The sequence below is a fragment of the Flavobacterium sp. H122 genome (genome assembly GCF_004959765.1).
Classification (GTDB): Bacteria; Bacteroidota; Bacteroidia; order Flavobacteriales; family Flavobacteriaceae; genus Flavobacterium.
On record NZ_SJZD01000001.1, the window covers coordinates 699,700 to 714,880 of the forward strand.

General features: G+C 34.2%; 18 protein-coding genes. 14 read left to right on the forward strand and 4 right to left on the reverse strand.

The genetic code is table 11. The features are described 5' to 3' along the window. Window positions 1–27: 27 nt before the first annotated feature. Window positions 28–1,914, forward strand: coding sequence for a molecular chaperone HtpG (htpG, locus tag EZM65_RS03380; RefSeq protein WP_136667106.1), 1,887 nt, complete (start codon window positions 28–30; stop codon window positions 1,912–1,914). A gap of 75 nt (window positions 1,915–1,989) precedes the next feature. Here htpG and EZM65_RS03385 read toward each other — a convergent pair whose 3' ends face one another. The 4 genes from EZM65_RS03385 to EZM65_RS03400 form a co-directional block, all read right to left on the reverse strand. Continuing rightward, window positions 1,990–2,181: a cold-shock protein gene (locus EZM65_RS03385; protein WP_136667107.1), complete on the reverse strand. Its 192-nt coding sequence runs from the start codon at window positions 2,179–2,181 to the stop codon at window positions 1,990–1,992. An 11-nt stretch (window positions 2,182–2,192) separates the two neighbouring features. Beyond that, entirely contained in the window at window positions 2,193–2,615 is a 423-nt protein-coding gene (locus EZM65_RS03390; protein ID WP_136667108.1) for a cold-shock protein, read from the reverse strand. 266 nt (window positions 2,616–2,881) lie between these two features. Next, the gene (locus EZM65_RS03395) at window positions 2,882–3,466 is read right to left on the reverse strand and encodes a murein L,D-transpeptidase catalytic domain-containing protein (protein ID WP_136667109.1); all 585 of its coding nucleotides are present in this window, start codon (window positions 3,464–3,466) and stop codon (window positions 2,882–2,884) included. 231 nt (window positions 3,467–3,697) lie between these two features. Further along, window positions 3,698–5,842, reverse strand: coding sequence for an outer membrane beta-barrel family protein (locus EZM65_RS03400; RefSeq protein ID WP_136667110.1), 2,145 nt, complete (start codon window positions 5,840–5,842; stop codon window positions 3,698–3,700). Window positions 5,843–5,913: 71 nt separating this feature from the next. Between EZM65_RS03400 and EZM65_RS03405 the strand changes: the two genes are divergently transcribed. From EZM65_RS03405 to EZM65_RS03465, 13 genes are all read left to right on the forward strand, one after another. Then, the gene (locus EZM65_RS03405) at window positions 5,914–6,291 is read left to right on the forward strand and encodes an iron chaperone (RefSeq protein ID WP_136667111.1); all 378 of its coding nucleotides are present in this window, start codon (window positions 5,914–5,916) and stop codon (window positions 6,289–6,291) included. An 89-nt stretch (window positions 6,292–6,380) separates the two neighbouring features. Beyond that, window positions 6,381–6,824, forward strand: coding sequence for an SRPBCC domain-containing protein (locus tag EZM65_RS03410; protein ID WP_136667112.1), 444 nt, complete (start codon window positions 6,381–6,383; stop codon window positions 6,822–6,824). A 29-nt stretch (window positions 6,825–6,853) separates the two neighbouring features. Further along, window positions 6,854–7,264, forward strand: coding sequence for an SRPBCC family protein (locus EZM65_RS03415; protein ID WP_136667113.1), 411 nt, complete (start codon window positions 6,854–6,856; stop codon window positions 7,262–7,264). A gap of 1 nt (window position 7,265) precedes the next feature. After that, window positions 7,266–7,670: a DUF2721 domain-containing protein gene (locus EZM65_RS03420; RefSeq protein WP_136667114.1), complete on the forward strand. Its 405-nt coding sequence runs from the start codon at window positions 7,266–7,268 to the stop codon at window positions 7,668–7,670. Between the two features lie 51 nt (window positions 7,671–7,721). Next, window positions 7,722–8,516: a hypothetical protein gene (locus EZM65_RS03425; protein ID WP_136667115.1), complete on the forward strand. Its 795-nt coding sequence runs from the start codon at window positions 7,722–7,724 to the stop codon at window positions 8,514–8,516. A 99-nt stretch (window positions 8,517–8,615) separates the two neighbouring features. After that, a complete protein-coding gene (locus tag EZM65_RS03430) occupies window positions 8,616–9,512 on the forward strand; it encodes an EamA family transporter (protein ID WP_136667116.1) in 897 nt (298 codons plus the stop codon). Further along, entirely contained in the window at window positions 9,509–9,862 is a 354-nt protein-coding gene (locus EZM65_RS03435; protein WP_136667117.1) for a DoxX family membrane protein, read from the forward strand. Before EZM65_RS03430 ends, EZM65_RS03435 begins: the two co-directional genes overlap by 4 nt. A 1-nt stretch (window position 9,863) precedes the next feature. Continuing rightward, the gene (locus EZM65_RS03440; RefSeq protein ID WP_136667118.1) at window positions 9,864–10,463 is read left to right on the forward strand and encodes an alpha-ketoglutarate-dependent dioxygenase AlkB; all 600 of its coding nucleotides are present in this window, start codon (window positions 9,864–9,866) and stop codon (window positions 10,461–10,463) included. Between the two features lie 39 nt (window positions 10,464–10,502). Then, entirely contained in the window at window positions 10,503–11,327 is an 825-nt protein-coding gene (locus EZM65_RS03445) for a sterol desaturase family protein (RefSeq protein ID WP_136667162.1), read from the forward strand. 86 nt (window positions 11,328–11,413) lie between these two features. After that, on the forward strand, window positions 11,414–11,692 hold the full coding sequence (locus tag EZM65_RS03450; RefSeq protein ID WP_136667119.1) for a TIGR03643 family protein: 279 nt from the start codon (window positions 11,414–11,416) through the stop codon (window positions 11,690–11,692). Window positions 11,693–11,809: 117 nt separating this feature from the next. After that, on the forward strand, window positions 11,810–13,663 hold the full coding sequence (locus EZM65_RS03455) for a peptidase M61 (protein WP_136667120.1): 1,854 nt from the start codon (window positions 11,810–11,812) through the stop codon (window positions 13,661–13,663). A gap of 86 nt (window positions 13,664–13,749) precedes the next feature. Further along, window positions 13,750–14,454, forward strand: coding sequence for a DUF4369 domain-containing protein (locus EZM65_RS03460; RefSeq protein WP_136667121.1), 705 nt, complete (start codon window positions 13,750–13,752; stop codon window positions 14,452–14,454). Window positions 14,455–14,511: 57 nt separating this feature from the next. Beyond that, a complete protein-coding gene (locus EZM65_RS03465) occupies window positions 14,512–15,147 on the forward strand; it encodes a LysE family translocator (RefSeq protein WP_136667122.1) in 636 nt (211 codons plus the stop codon). Window positions 15,148–15,181 lie beyond the last annotated feature (34 nt).

Below are 15,181 nucleotides of genomic sequence, written 5' to 3' on the forward strand. Positions count from 1 at the left end.
TGAATACAAATTTTAAAACATTCAACTATGACAACTGGAAAAATTAATGTTTCGGTAGAAAACATCTTTCCCTTAATCAAAAAGTTCTTATATAGCGACCACGAAATTTTTCTTCGTGAGTTAATTTCAAATGCTACTGATGCGACTTTAAAATTAAAGCATCTGACAAGTATAGGTGAAGCCAAAGTAGAATACGGCAATCCGTTAATTGAAGTTAAAATAGACAAAGAAGGAAAAAAACTTCACATTATCGACCAGGGATTAGGTATGACTGCTGAAGAAGTAGAAAAATACATCAACCAAATTGCGTTCTCAGGTGCTGAAGAATTCCTTGAAAAATATAAAGATTCTGCCAAAGATTCAGGTGTAATAGGTCACTTTGGTCTTGGATTCTATTCGGCTTTTATGGTGGCCGGCAAGGTAGAAATTATTACAAAATCGTTTAAAGAAGAGCCTGCGGCGCACTGGACCTGTGACGGCAGTCCTGAATTTACTTTAGAACCGCATGACAAAACGGAAAGAGGTACTGAAATTATTCTGCATATCGCTGATGATTCATTGGAATTCCTTGAAGAATTCAAGATCCGTGAATTGTTGACGAAGTACAATAAGTTTATGCCGATTCCGATTAAGTTTGGCACTAAACAAGAAGCGTTGCCTAAACCGGAAGATGCGGGTGATGATTACAAAACGGAATTTACAGAAGTTGACAATATCATCAACAATCCTAATCCAGCCTGGACCAAACAGCCTTCTGATTTAACTGAAGAGGATTACAAAGGATTTTACCGTGAGTTGTACCCAATGAATTTTGAGGATCCTTTATTCAATATTCATTTGAATGTGGATTATCCTTTCAACCTGACGGGTATTTTGTATTTCCCTAAATTATCTTCGGATTTACAAATCCAAAAAGATAAAATTCAATTATACCAAAATCAGGTTTTCGTAACCGATAATGTGGAAGGAATTGTACCTGAATTCTTAATGATGCTTAAAGGTGTGGTGGATTCTCCGGATATTCCGTTGAACGTATCGCGTTCGTATCTTCAGGCCGATGGAAATGTAAAAAAGATTTCAAACTATATCACCCGAAAAGTTTCGGATAAATTAAAATCGTTATTCAACGAAAATCGTGAAGATTTCGAAAAAAAATGGAACGATATTAAGATTGTTTTAGAATATGGTATGTTATCTGAACCTAAATTCTATGAAAAAGCAGGTGATTTTGTATTATATCCTACTACAGAAGGTAAATTCTACACGTTGGCAGAATTGAAAGAAGCTCTTGCTGCCACTCAAACTGACAAAAACGGTAAATTGGTGGTATTGTATGCTTCCAATAAAGACGCACAGCACAGCTACATTGACATTGCTAAGGAAAAAGGCTACCAGGTATTGTTGTTGGATTCGCCAATCGTTTCACACTTAATTCAAAAACTGGAAGCTGACAATGAAAATGTGACATTTAGCCGTGTAGATGCCGATCATATAGATAAATTGATTCAAAAAGAAGAAGATCAGATTTCTAAGCTTTCTGACGAGGAAAAAGAAAAACTAAAAGTAACTATTGAAAATGTGGTTCCTAAAGAAAACTATACGGTTCAAATGGAATCGCTTGACAGTACTTCTGCTCCGTTTATCATTACACAACCTGAATTCATGCGAAGAATGAAAGAAATGAGTCAGACTGGTGGTGGCGGTATGTTTGGCATGGGGAATTTCCCTGAAATGTACAATCTAGTGGTAAATACCAACTCTGATTTGGCTACTTCTATCCTTCATACAGAAAGTGAAGAAGTGAAAGCTGACCTAGTAAAACAAGCGTTGGATTTAGCCAAACTTTCTCAAGGTTTATTGAAAGGAGAAGAATTGACTTCGTTTGTGAAGCGTAGTTTTGAAGCGCTGAAGTAAGACTTAAAAACATTTTATAAAAACAACAGCCCTGTCTTATTGTAAGACAGGGCTTTCTTTTATGGTATAAAAAAATTACTTTCTTTTTACATTTACTGCCGCTAAACCTTTTGGTGTGCGCTCTACTTCAAAAACAACTGTGTCGTTTTCTCTTACATTATCAAACAATCCTGAACTGTGAACAAAAATATCCTGACCACCTTCTGCTGATGTTATAAATCCGAATCCCTTCGTTTCATTGAAAAATTTTACTGTACCTTCTTGCATTTTTACTATATTTAATTAATTATTATCATATCACTAGCTCTAAATCCTTTAGCGCTGGTTTCTTTTTTAAAACTTACTTTACAATTTTTCTTAAACTCTGTATTGTTTATATCAAAATTGAAAAAAACATTATCTCTTGTGATGTCTTCTGTAATGAAACCGAATCCTTTTTCCTGCATAAATGTTATGGTACCGGTAGACACTCCATTTGTATTTTCGGTATCTCTTCTTGAGGCTTTTACGGGAGTTTCGGTTTGTTGCAAATGAGGAGGAACTGATGTTAAATTTCCATTTGCATCTACATAGACTAACATGTCTTCAAGGGATTTGCCCTTATTATTATTCACCTTACGGTCGTTCCTTCTAAGGAGTTTATCTTGAAGCTTTTTTACTTTTTTCTTATTATTCTCTTTTTTTGAATAAGAATCTGCCATATATATATTTAAAATTGTATTATCGAAAATTTTCTATTAGTGTATATCGAGAACTATAGAAATGAATACAACCTAAACGTGTAATGACTTAATAGTAGAGATAAAAAAAATAGGTTTTTAAAAAATGGTGGCTGAAAAAGCGATAACTGAAAGTAGTATTTTTTTGAAACGAAACAGTAATGCAGAGGCAGTAACCTATAATATTAAAGTACAAATATACAACAAAAAAGAACACGATGGGTTAAAAAGCTATAAATCAATATATTTTATTCAATCACCCATAATAAAACCGGCTTTTCAGCTGCCTGTAACCGTGTGTCCAGTTTTCTCATAAAAGCGTTGGAAACAGCTGGACATCCCCAGCTTAAAGGACTGTAACGCGGAAAAATTTCTTTGTCAGCCACTCGAGTCCATGAATGCAGTACCACGACTCTGTCAACGGCACTTTTATTTTGCTCCTCAAGACCATGCAGCCAGTATTTTACATTTATACCCCATGTGCTGTAATCCCTTTTACCTATTTTAAATTTCCCTTTCATAGAACAGTGGCTGTCCTGTCTTGAAGAAAATCTGGCTTTTTGGTATTTTGTCACATTGGTTTCAAAATGATCACAGGCGCCGTGTGTCACAATATTTTGTTCTATTACTTTCTTCTGTTTAAAATCATAAATAAAAAACCGGTTTTTACCGGAATGAATGCTCAAATCCAATAAGAAATAATAACCGCCGTTCATTGCATTTTCTTTGCAGTATGCCAAAGCTTTTTTATGATAACCGGAGTAATCTTTTGAATTAGTTGAGGATTGACAGCTTAAAGTCATCAATAGTAAAAGTGAGCAGATAAATTTCATCCCTGGAAAATAATGCGTTAGAAGTAATCAAATATAAGCCCGAATTCCTACAAAAAATCTTAACAGGAAGTTAATTTACAACGTAAATAAAAATAAAAGAAGGTGTCCGAAAAGCCTACAAACCTGTCATTTCAATCAAAGGATGAAATCACATAACATTGATCATAAGACTCCTCCTAACATCGGAGTGACGAACCGGACGTTGATTTTTCTTTTAGGACGCCGTCTTAATTAATTACCTATTACATTTCCGTTTTCTTCTTTTTTCTCTTTATTCAAAATATTAGGCTCTTCTTTAGCCAATTTATTTTTTGTTGGAATTTTATAGCTTACTGAAAAACCAAAACGTCTGGTATCTGATTTATTAGTCAGATACAAATTAGTTCCAACAGCGCTGAAAACAGAACGGTTACTGTTTAAGATATCATCAACATTTACTGAAACCGTCAACTGATTTGACAAAAACTTTTTGGAAAAAGTCATATCCAGACTATTATTGAAAGGCTTTTGAGCTACAAAATAAAAATAATTCCCTTTAGAAGTTATATAGCTGAAATTAGTAACCCATTTAATATCTGCAGGCAAAATAATCTGAGACATCAAATTATATATCCAAAATGGTTTAACATCAACATCAGGGATTTCATGTTTTTGTCTTCCTGCATAGAGGTATAAGAAATTAATTTTATCAGGATTTGCTCCCTGAGACATTGTTTTAACAGTTTCCTTTACACCTTTTGAAAAAAGCATATAAGGAATAGGAAAACCAAAATTAAAATTATGAATCCTTAATTCAGGTACATTCACATTTGTATTGATTACTTTATTATTTTCGTAAGTCACCCGTTGTACCACTTGATTTTTACCAATACTCGTATTATAACCAATAAACATATAATCGAAAGCACTTAATTTAATCTCATAATTATCAAAGATTGTGGGCTGTAATTGTGCATTCCCCTGATAACCCACATTAGGGTTTTGATAATTTGTATTATTGGGATTCAAGGCAGAAGTACTTGGCAAGGTAATTTTCTTATTGTAATTCATCCCGAAATAAACTTGACTTGCAAGATTGTACTGCATACTTGCGCTTGGAAAAAATTTGAATTGTCTAAAAGGAGTCAGATTATCAGTAGCCGTTTTACCGCTTATATCGTAATCTTCTCCTCTTCCACCCACAGTAAAATCAAATTTTTTAAATTTTGTCTGAAACTCTAAATACGTTGACGCTGTCCTCCTTTTATAATCTAAATTTGTGACTTCCTGACTTTGCGTTTCAAAATCCAAAACTTCATACAGCGTTCCAAATGAAACTTTTCCATCACCGAAAATCTTTAAAGGTTGTGAATAATCCGCTTTAAAATTATAGAAATTCTGAGTCGAAGAATTATCTAAAACATTTTCATTCAAAGTATAAGAATCTAAAGTAAAATCAGAACCTGACCTATTGTAATTGAATTTAAAATCGAGTTTTTTTGTTTTGTCACTAAATCTTTTCTGGAATGTTATTACAGCATCCTGACGCAGGTTTTTTGTATTTCCTTTATCGAAAGTTTCAAAAGTTGTACTGTTAGGCAAAGTACCAAAAGCATCGGTATAACTATTGTTTTTATTATAGAACAAATCATAATTCAACAATAATCTGTCTTCTCCAAAGTCAAATGTTAATCCTGATTTTGCGAATGTCGTTCGTAATATTCTTACACCCGTGTTTTTAGATAAAATCGTTGGAGTGCTTCCTTCATTGTTAATTACGTTTGACCAGAAAGCTCTTTCAGCATAATTATAGCCGCCATTAAACTGCCAGCCAAAATATTTATTCTTTGCACTTAGCAATAAACTGTTGTTTGTCCGTGAACGCAACTTATCATAAGCCGTGAAGTTTGTCGTATTTGTATAGGTAGCCGATAAATAGTTTTTTGCTTTTCTATTTGTGATGATATTCAAAATAGCACCGCCCGAAGTTGCAGGAAATTCAGCTCCCGGATTTGTAATTATTTCAATTTTTTCAACGGAATTGGCAGGCATTCCCTCAAGAAAAGAGTTCAACTCATTTGAAGTGATATTAAGCGGACGGCCATCCATAAAAACATCCAATTGCTTCCCTTGGTACATCATTCCTGCAATTTCTGAAGCAACCAAACCAGGGAGTTTTTTTATTCCTTCTAAAACGGAACCTGAATTTAAATGTGACTGACTGGCAAACTCAAAAATTGTTCTGTCGGCTTTCTGTTCGACAGCTTTTTTTTCTTTAACAATAGCTATTTCTCCTAGTTCTTTTGTTTTTTCTTTTGATGATTGCTGACTTGATTCTTGCGCATTTAATAATGTTGCTAAAAACAGAAATAAAATACAGGCTTGTAATTTGTACATGATTTGCTTGAAAATTTTAGTATAAGACTAAAATAACAGTCAAACGTTACACGAAATTTCATTAAATTTGAATGAATTCAACTCTTATGGAGACTAAACGTTTTACTACCGTTGATGAATATATAAATCATTTTCCGGAAAACTGCAAGGTCAAACTGCAGGAAATAAGGAAAATAATAGGCTCCATTTTGCCTGAAGCAACTGAAATAATCAGTTATCAGATTCCTGCTTATAAAATAAATGGCTTCGTAATTTATTTTGCAGGTTTTGCCAAACATATCAGTTTATATCCGGCTCCCAGAGAAATTCAAGGATTTGAAGAACTTAATCAGTTTAAGGGAGGAAAAGGCACTGTACAGTTCCCTCTAGATAAAGATTTACCCCTCGAATTGATAACAAAAATTGTAAATTTTAGAAAACAAGAAGATTCAAAAAAGATAAAATCGTGAAATCGCCACTAACAAAACTTTTGTTGTAAACAAAACCAATGAATAAATAGCGATAACATATATGACCAATAACAATTAAAATTACATATATGAAACAGATACAATTTCAAGTTGAAATTAATGCTCCGGCAAAAAATGCCTGGGATGCATTATGGGAAGATGATAATTACCGCAAATGGACTTCCGCTTTTTGTGAAGGCTCTTATGCTGTGAGCGATTGGCAAAAAGGCGGTAAAATTCATTTTTTAACTCCAACCGGCGAAGGAATGTACAGCACAATAACCGAATTAATACCTTATGAGAAAATGTTTTTTACCCATCATGGTGAAATAAAAAACAATGAAGAACAGCCCATTACAAAAGAAACAAAATCCTGGTCAGGTGCCAGAGAAAACTATTCTTTGAGTGAAAACAACGGAACTACAACTATTAAAGTCGAAATGGACATTGTAGAAAGCCATGCCGCTTATTTTGAAGACGCTTTTCCTAAAGGTTTAGCAATTGTAAAACAAATTGCCGAAAACTTATCCTAAAAATTAATTTCATAAACTAAAACTAAAAAATGAAAAAAATCACTGTAAAAACAAGTGTGAATGCACCAGTTGAGAAAGTATGGGGTTTTTTTACCCAACCTGAGCACATTACAAAATGGAATCAGGCATCAGAAGACTGGCACTGTCCAAAATCGGAAAGCGATTTAAAAATCGGCGGAAAGTTTAATCACACCATGGCTGCAAAAGACGGAAGTTTTTCTTTTGACTTTGAAGGCATCTACACTGATGTAATTCCCAACGAAAAACTTGCTTATAAAATGCCTGACAACAGAAAAGTAGAAGTTAATTTTTCGGCAGCCGAGAATGAAACACAAATTGTAGAAACTTTTGATGCGGAAGAAGAGAATTCACTTGAAATGCAGGAACAGGGCTGGAAAGCTATTTTAGAAAATTTCAAACAATACACCGAAAAAAATTAATATGACCTTATCCATAGAAACTCCGGCATTACTGTTTTCGGCCACTTCGTTAATCTTATTAGCTTATACCAATCGGTTTTTAACTATCGCACAAATTATCCGCAGCCTTAAAAAGAATTATGAAGAACACCATACCAAATCAATCCTTCTTGAAATTAAAAATCTAAACAAACGTCTGACTCTTATCCGCTTCATGCAGCTTATGGGTGTACTTTGTTTGTTTTTGTCGGTTTTCGCCATGTTTTTATTGTTTTTTGATTTACAAAACATTGCCATTTATTTCTTTGGATTGAGCATGCTGAGTCTATTGGTATCACTGGGAATTTCATTTTGGGAAATCAGCATTTCGGTTAACGCTTTAAGAGTACATCTGGGCGATTTAGAAGAATTTTCAAAAACAGATTAAACCTTTTCAGTTTTAAATAGTCCTACTTACTAAACCAAAAAAATACAGACTATGAAAAAATATCTTGCTTCGTTATTTGTCATTTTGGGGATGACAGGTTCTTATGCCCAGGAAAATGATACTCCGGAATATTCAGGAGAAAGCTTCAGCCTTGAAGGTGCGCTTGCCATGCTGAAAAAAGCCAGCACTATTGAGGAATTTGAAGAGCTCATAAACAACGAAAAAAACGAAATCAACAATCTGGATTTAAACAACGACGGAAACACTGATTATGTGACTGTTGAAGATGTTACAGATAACAATCAGCATGTTTTGGTTTTATCTGCTTTAGTGGGCGAAAACGACAAACAGGATGTAGCGACTATCGTAATTGAAAAGACCGGAAAAGAAGAAGCGCGGTTACAAATTTTTGGTGATGAAGATTTATATGAAGAAAATACAATTGCCGAACCCTTTGATCTAACAGAAAAACTCACAGGAAAAGAAAAAGGTCCTTCAATTCCAGAATTAACAGCGGTTCGGGTAATTGTTAATGTATGGTTTTGGCCAAGTGTTCGTTTTATTTATGCTCCGGGTTACAGAGTTTGGGTTTCCCCGGTACGCTGGAAAGTATATCCAAGATGGTGGAGACCATGGCGTCCTATTCGTCATAATATCTTCGTAACGCGCTGTCATATTCACAAAACATATATCCATAGAACACCTACCCGCAGTGTAGTTGTACATAAATCATATGCACCAAGAAGACACCGCTCCGCAACCATTGTCAAGAGCAGGAAAGGAACAACAGTAATCCATAAAGGAAGGGCAGGAAAAGTGAGAGCTGTCCATACCAGAAGAAGATAATTTTAAGCGCCTTTTGGCGCTTTTTTTGAAAAAACATTCAATTTTTATTAAATACTACCAACTATCCATTATATTTGCCGGCTTTTTAATTTTGAAAAAATGTCGAAGAATAGTGTTTTAAAAGGAGTTTTTTTAGTTGGATTAGGTGCAACGAGTTATGGAATGCTGGCCACTTTTGTAAAATTGGCATACAAAGAAAACTTCACTACTGCAGAGGTAACCTCATCACAATTCATTTTAGGAATCTTAGGAATTTTGATTATTAATGCTTTTCAAAAATTCAAGAAAAAAGAAGAGGTCGTAAAAGCCACACCAAAAAATATTATGCATTTAATGCTGGCTGGAACATCTTTAGGGATGACCAGTGTTTTTTACTATCTGGCTGTAAAATATATTCCGGTATCTATTGGAATAGTATTATTAATGCAAACAGTTTGGATGGGTGTATTGCTGGAATGGTTTTTAGATAAAAAAGCCCCTTCACTGCAAAAAGTAATTTCTGTTGGTGTGGTATTGCTTGGTACTGCATTAGCGACCAACTTATTCAGTAAATCCATAGCATTAGACTGGAGAGGAATCATGTGGGGTGTGTTAGCTGCCGCATCATTCACAACTACTATGTTTACTGCAAACCGTATTGCGCTTGGCATATCTTCTGCGCAACGTAGTTTATACATGCTTTTAGGTGGTGCTGTAATCGTTTTTGGTTTTTCAATTGCAACACAGGTAACACCTTTCAACTTAGGTATTTTTGTCAAATGGGGAATTGTTCTGGCTCTTTTTGGCACAATCATTCCTCCTATGCTGATGAATGCAGGATTTCCTTATACAGGAATTGGTTTAGGAAGTATCGTTTCTTCATTGGAATTACCTGTTTCGGTAATGATGGCTTTTATGATTTTAAATGAAACCGTTGTTTTTTCACAATGGGTTGGTATAATTTTAATTATATTAGCCATAGTGATTATGAACATTCAATGGCCTAGAAAAATATGAGTCAACACTGGCATTTATATGTAATGGCATTTTTATACATTTTGGCTGGTTTCAATCATTTTAGAAACCCCAAAATGTATATTCGTATTATACCTTCTTATTTACCGAATCCAAATCTTGTTAACAAGTTAAGTGGGCTCGCCGAAATTATTTTGGGAATAGGACTATTAATCCCATCAGTTACAAAATTTTCAGCATGGGGAATTATACTATTGTTAATCGCAATTTTTCCAGCCAATTTGAATATGTATTTAAACGAGAAAGCTGGTTTTGGTCTTCCTAAATGGGTTTTACTGCTTCGTTTACCCATACAATTAGTATTAATTTACTGGGCTTATTTATATACATAAGATGAGTCTGTTTCCAGAAGAAAAAATAATTTTTGACCTGCCCGATGCTTCAATCGAGTATTTCCCTGATTTCTTTTCATCGGAACAAGCCCATACTCTTTTTGAAAGGTTAAAAACAGAAATTCCCTGGCAGCAGGATACTATAACTGTTTACGGAAAAAATCATTTGCAACCCCGGTTAACTGCTCTTTACGGAAATGAAGGCAAACCTTATGGCTACTCCAATATTGTCATGCATCCGCATCAATGGAATCCTTTGCTGATGTTTATTAAAGAAGAAGTTGAAAAAGAATGTCAGGAAAACTTCACTACTGTTTTATTGAATTATTACCGCAGCGGACAGGACAGTAACGGGTGGCATGCCGACAATGAAAAAGAATTGGGAAGAAATCCAATCATAGCCTCGGTGAGTTTTGGTGCGGAAAGAGTTTTCCAGCTCAAGCATAATTCCATTAAAACAGCAAAACAAAACATCACATTGCAAAACGGAAGCCTTTTAATTATGAAAGGCACCACACAGCATTTCTGGAAACATCAAATACCTAAAACCCAAAAAGAAGTCGGAGGCAGAATTAATCTGACTTTCAGAATTATAAAATAGTTTCACTATATTTGGGTAAATCAGAAATCCCAATCTATGATAACAGAAATCATCCATTATTTTGAAACCATCCCTCCATCACACCGAAGTATTATACTTTTTGGCGGAATAGCATTTTTTTGGATTATTGAGAGCGGTATTCCGTTATTCAAATTCCAGTACAACAAAATACATCATGCATTAATCAATTTGTTTTTTACATTCACGACAATATTGATTAATTTTTCCCTGGCTTTCATATTATTTAAAAGCGCTGCATGGGTTACTCAGGAAAACATTGGAATAATACATTGGCTCCACATTGACAACCTTTGGATAAAAGCCATTATAGGATTAATGCTTATGGATCTAATAGGTGCTTATTCGGCTCATTATGTACAGCATAAAACAAAGTCTTTGTGGCGTTTTCACTTAATACACCATACCGATACCTGGATTGACACTACATCGGCAAATCGTCATCATCCCGGTGAAAGTGTAATCCGTTTTATTTTCACTACAGCGGCTATAATTATTGTGGGGGCACCTGTTTGGATGTTTTTTATGTACCAATCGTTTTCGGTATTACTATCACAGTTTAACCATGCCAATATGAAGATGCCCAAATCGTTAGACAAAATAATCAGCTATTTTATAGTTTCTCCTGATATGCATAAAATACATCATCATTACATGTTACCTTACACCGACAGTAATTATGGGAATATTTTTTCCATCTGGGATAGATTATTCGGCACTTTTATGGTAATGCCCCGTGAAGAACTTATATATGGAGTAGACACTCACATGAAGGAAGAAGAAAACAACAAACTCCTTAATTTGCTGGCAATACCTTTTCAAAAATATAGAGATCATCAAACTTAAAAAAATTTTTAAAAGTCAAACCTTTTTATTAATATTGGTATAAGCATTGCAGGAAAGTTTAATACAATTTTGTTTTTATTAATTTAATGAGAAAAAGTAGAATAGCTGAATTAGACAGAGAGAGTTTGGAAAGACTAATCAGCATGGCACAGGAAGAACGTAAACCCTTTGAAGCTATAAAGGAAGAATTTGGCATCAGTGAAAACGATGTTACCGAATTAATGCGTAAACGATTATCAAAAGATAATTTTGAACTTTGGAAAAAAAAGGTCACTGCATCCAAACCTAAACCTAAGCAGGTTAATAAAGATGACTTTGACGATGATTTAGACGGCAAGTACTATTTAAAAAATAAATTTGACTAATTCACAACTCCTGTAAGTCAGGAGTTTTTTATTGTTAATTATTTTCAAAAAAAAACAGCCAATAATGTAACAATGCCTTATTTTTACATACTTATATCAAAACCATATAAAAAATAAATGAAAAAGTTAATCTATTCTATTGCCTTTGCATCACTATTATTGAGTTGTAAATCAGCACAGACAACCAGCTCAAAATCATCTGAAGTCAGTGTTTCAATAGACTTGAATACCATTAATGATGACAAAGTAATGGTAACTGTAATGCCTACAGCAACATATGAAGATGTCATTACATTCAACATTCCTAAAACTGTTCCCGGCACATATTCTGCCGATAATTATGGTCGTTTTATTGAAAAAGTAAAAGCGTATAATGCAAAAGGTGAATCAATCCCGGTTGCAAAACTAGATGAAAACACCTATAGAATAGCCGGTGCAAAAAAACTGGCAAAAATCACTTATTGGGTTAATGACACTTATGATACTGAAAAAACCGGAGGATTAGGCGGAGAGGATGTGTTTTCTCCCGCAGGAACAAACATTGACCCTAACTGTTTCATGATGAACACACATGGGTTTGTAGGTTATTTTTCAGATAAAAAAGAAGCACCATATACCCTAACAGTCAAACATCCTGAAAACTTATACGGAGCTACCGCTTTAATAGATACAGATGCCAGCAATACGATAGATATTTTTAAAGCCAGCCGCTATGCAACGTTAGTTGATCAGCCTATTATGTACACTAAACCGGATGTGGCAAGTTTTAAAGTTGAAGACATGGATATTCTGATCAGTGTATATTCACCTAACGGAAAATTCAAAGCAGCAGATATTGCTCCCAATATGGAGAAAATGATGAAAGCCCAGAAGAAATTTTTAGGTCCTATCAACAATACCAAAAAATATGCTGTTTTAGTATATTTATCAGATATGGCTAAAAATGATGCCAAGGGATTTGGAGCATTGGAACACACTACTTCCACAACGGTAGTAATGCCAGAAATGATGCCTGCCGAGCAAATGGATGAGCAATTAAAAGACATCGTTTCTCACGAATTTTTCCATATTGTAACACCTCTTGGAATTCATGCTGAGGAAATTCACTATTTTGATTTCAACGAACCTAAAATGTCCAAGCATTTATGGATGTATGAAGGAGTAACTGAATATTTTGCCAATTTATTCCAAATAAACCAAGGGTTAATTACCGAAGAGCAGTTCTATGAAAGAATGGCTGATAAAATACGTCAGGCTTCAGCTATGGATGATACAATGCCTTTCACAAAAATGAGTGCCAATGTATTAAGCAAACCCTACAAAGACCAATATCTTAATGTATATCAAAAAGGAGCTTTAATAGGCATGTGCATGGATATCATTATCCGTGAAAAAAGCAATGGTCAAAGAGGTATTCTGGATTTAATGCAAAAATTAAATAATGAATACGGAATCAACAAACCGTTTAAAGACGAAGAGTTATTTGACAAAATTATTTCTTTGACTTATCCTGAAGTTGGAGAATTCTTCAAAACGTATGTTGAAGGACCAACCCCAATTCCGTATCAGCTATTCTTCGCAAAAATGGGTGTGAGTGAAACCCCTATTAAAATCCCTGGGAATGTATTCATAAAAGACCAATCTCCTTATATAACAGTTAATCCGTCAACAAAGGAAATAATGACCCTGCCCGGCATTGTGTTACCTGAATTTTATTCTAACCTGGGAATTAAAAATGGTGATATCATTTTAGCCATCAATGGAAAAAATTACAACCTGGACAATATTTACGACATGATAATAGCAAGTCAAAGTTGGAAAGAAAATGAAGCTATCACGGTAAAAATCAAACGTGACGGAAAAGAAACTGACTTAAAAGGCTCTGTAAAACTTCCTTACGAGGAAATTGTTGGATACAAAGCAACCGATGATTCTAAAAAGACTGTCAAAGAGGCTTGGTTAAAAGGCTAAAAATAAAACAATTCTGATTATAAATCCTCAATTTGAAATTCATCTTGAGGATTTTTTTTATTACATTGCGCCAAATTTTTAAAACTATGTACAGAATTTTAACAGCAATGCTTTCACTAGCATTTTTGATTTCATGCGGCGATGACAAATTAGCCAAGAATGAAGTTTTAATTACAGGAAACGTAAAAGGCCTTAAAAAAGGAAAGTTATATATACAACGAGTGCAGGACACTACACTTGTTGCATTAGACACTATTGTATTAAACGGAAATTCAAATTTTGAGAGTAAAATTACTTTAGACTCTCCTGAAATGCTTTATTTGTTTGTTGACAGAGGGCAATCCAATTCAATAGACAATAATTTGCTGTTTTTTGCCGAGCCGGGAAAAATAAATATAGATACTGATCTGGAGTTCTTTTTTGCAAATGCAAAAATAACCGGTTCAAAAAACCATGATTTATACAAAGAATACAAAGAAATCGACAGTAAATTCAACAACCAGCAATTAGAGTTGGCTCAGGAAAAAATTTTAGGTCTTAAAGGAAATAAAAATTATTCTGAAGAAGAAAACGCTAAGAAGAATGAAAACATTTTGAAAAAGCGTTATTTATACGCTGCCAATTTCGCACTTACACATGCTGATCATGAAGTAGCTCCTTACATTGTTTTGAGCGATATTTACGACATGCAGCCTAAGTTTTTAGATTCCATTCACAGCAAAATGACTCCTGAAGTAGCTAAATCCAAATACGGAAAGAAATTTACAGAGTTTTTAAAGAAACAAAAATAAAGCAACCAAAAAGCCTCAAACCCAAAAATTGAGGCTTTTTTATTAAACTAGATCGAAATGATTCCATTGCATGAATTAATTCTTTTTATTGTATCGGCCTTTATATTGGTAATAAGTCCGGGGCCGAATATGATTTATTTAATCTCAAGAAGTATTACACAAGGAAGGAAAGCAGGCTTAATCTCATTGCTTGGTGTCATTTGCGGATTCCTATTCCACATCTTTATGGTTTCCTTTGGCTTGACAGCTATCTTATTTGCTGTCCCGTTTGCATATACGATACTCAAAACTTTTGGTGTATTCTATCTCTTATTTTTAGCCTATCAGGCTATTAAACCGAATAGTAAAAACATATTCGAGCCTGACACATCTTTAGAACATGACAAACCTCAAAAATTATTCACTGTTGGTTTTTTAACTAATGTGCTTAACCCAAAAGTTGCAGTATTTTATATGTCATTTTTTCCTCAGTTTATCAAACCGGAATATGGCTCTGTTTTTACCCAAAGTCTACAGCTTGGTTTTACCCAGATTGCTGTCAGTTTTTGCATAAACTTTTTAATTGTGGTGAGTGCTTCAAAGGTTGCATTGTTTTTTGCTCAAAAACCATTTTGGTTAAGATTCCAAAAGTGGTTTATGGCGTGGATATTAAGTGGATTAGCCGTAAAAATGGCTCTGACAAAAGCTAAATAAAAAGTCTTCGGCTATTTATCATTTTATAAAAATA

Bases quoted from the DNA above. Each gene is read 5' to 3' on its own strand.
- EZM65_RS03385 (WP_136667107.1), bottom strand. From the start codon at position 2,181: ATGCAAGAAGGTACAGTAAAATTTTTCAATGAAACGAAGGGATTCGGA.
- EZM65_RS03425 (WP_136667115.1), top strand. From the start codon at position 7,722: ATGAAAAAATATCTTGCTTCGTTATTTGTCATTTTGGGGATGACAGGT.
- EZM65_RS03455 (WP_136667120.1), top strand. From the start codon at position 11,810: ATGAAAAAGTTAATCTATTCTATTGCCTTTGCATCACTATTATTGAGT.
- EZM65_RS03440 (WP_136667118.1), top strand. From the start codon at position 9,864: ATGAGTCTGTTTCCAGAAGAAAAAATAATTTTTGACCTGCCCGATGCT.
- EZM65_RS03430 (WP_136667116.1), top strand. From the start codon at position 8,616: ATGTCGAAGAATAGTGTTTTAAAAGGAGTTTTTTTAGTTGGATTAGGT.
- EZM65_RS03410 (WP_136667112.1), top strand. From the start codon at position 6,381: ATGAAACAGATACAATTTCAAGTTGAAATTAATGCTCCGGCAAAAAAT.
- EZM65_RS03395 (WP_136667109.1), bottom strand. From the start codon at position 3,466: ATGAAATTTATCTGCTCACTTTTACTATTGATGACTTTAAGCTGTCAA.
- EZM65_RS03450 (WP_136667119.1), top strand. From the start codon at position 11,414: ATGAGAAAAAGTAGAATAGCTGAATTAGACAGAGAGAGTTTGGAAAGA.
- EZM65_RS03460 (WP_136667121.1), top strand. From the start codon at position 13,750: ATGTACAGAATTTTAACAGCAATGCTTTCACTAGCATTTTTGATTTCA.
- EZM65_RS03400 (WP_136667110.1), bottom strand. From the start codon at position 5,842: ATGTACAAATTACAAGCCTGTATTTTATTTCTGTTTTTAGCAACATTA.
- EZM65_RS03435 (WP_136667117.1), top strand. From the start codon at position 9,509: ATGAGTCAACACTGGCATTTATATGTAATGGCATTTTTATACATTTTG.
- htpG (WP_136667106.1), top strand. From the start codon at position 28: ATGACAACTGGAAAAATTAATGTTTCGGTAGAAAACATCTTTCCCTTA.
- EZM65_RS03420 (WP_136667114.1), top strand. From the start codon at position 7,266: ATGACCTTATCCATAGAAACTCCGGCATTACTGTTTTCGGCCACTTCG.
- EZM65_RS03390 (WP_136667108.1), bottom strand. From the start codon at position 2,615: ATGGCAGATTCTTATTCAAAAAAAGAGAATAATAAGAAAAAAGTAAAA.
- EZM65_RS03405 (WP_136667111.1), top strand. From the start codon at position 5,914: ATGAATTCAACTCTTATGGAGACTAAACGTTTTACTACCGTTGATGAA.
- EZM65_RS03415 (WP_136667113.1), top strand. From the start codon at position 6,854: ATGAAAAAAATCACTGTAAAAACAAGTGTGAATGCACCAGTTGAGAAA.
- EZM65_RS03465 (WP_136667122.1), top strand. From the start codon at position 14,512: ATGATTCCATTGCATGAATTAATTCTTTTTATTGTATCGGCCTTTATA.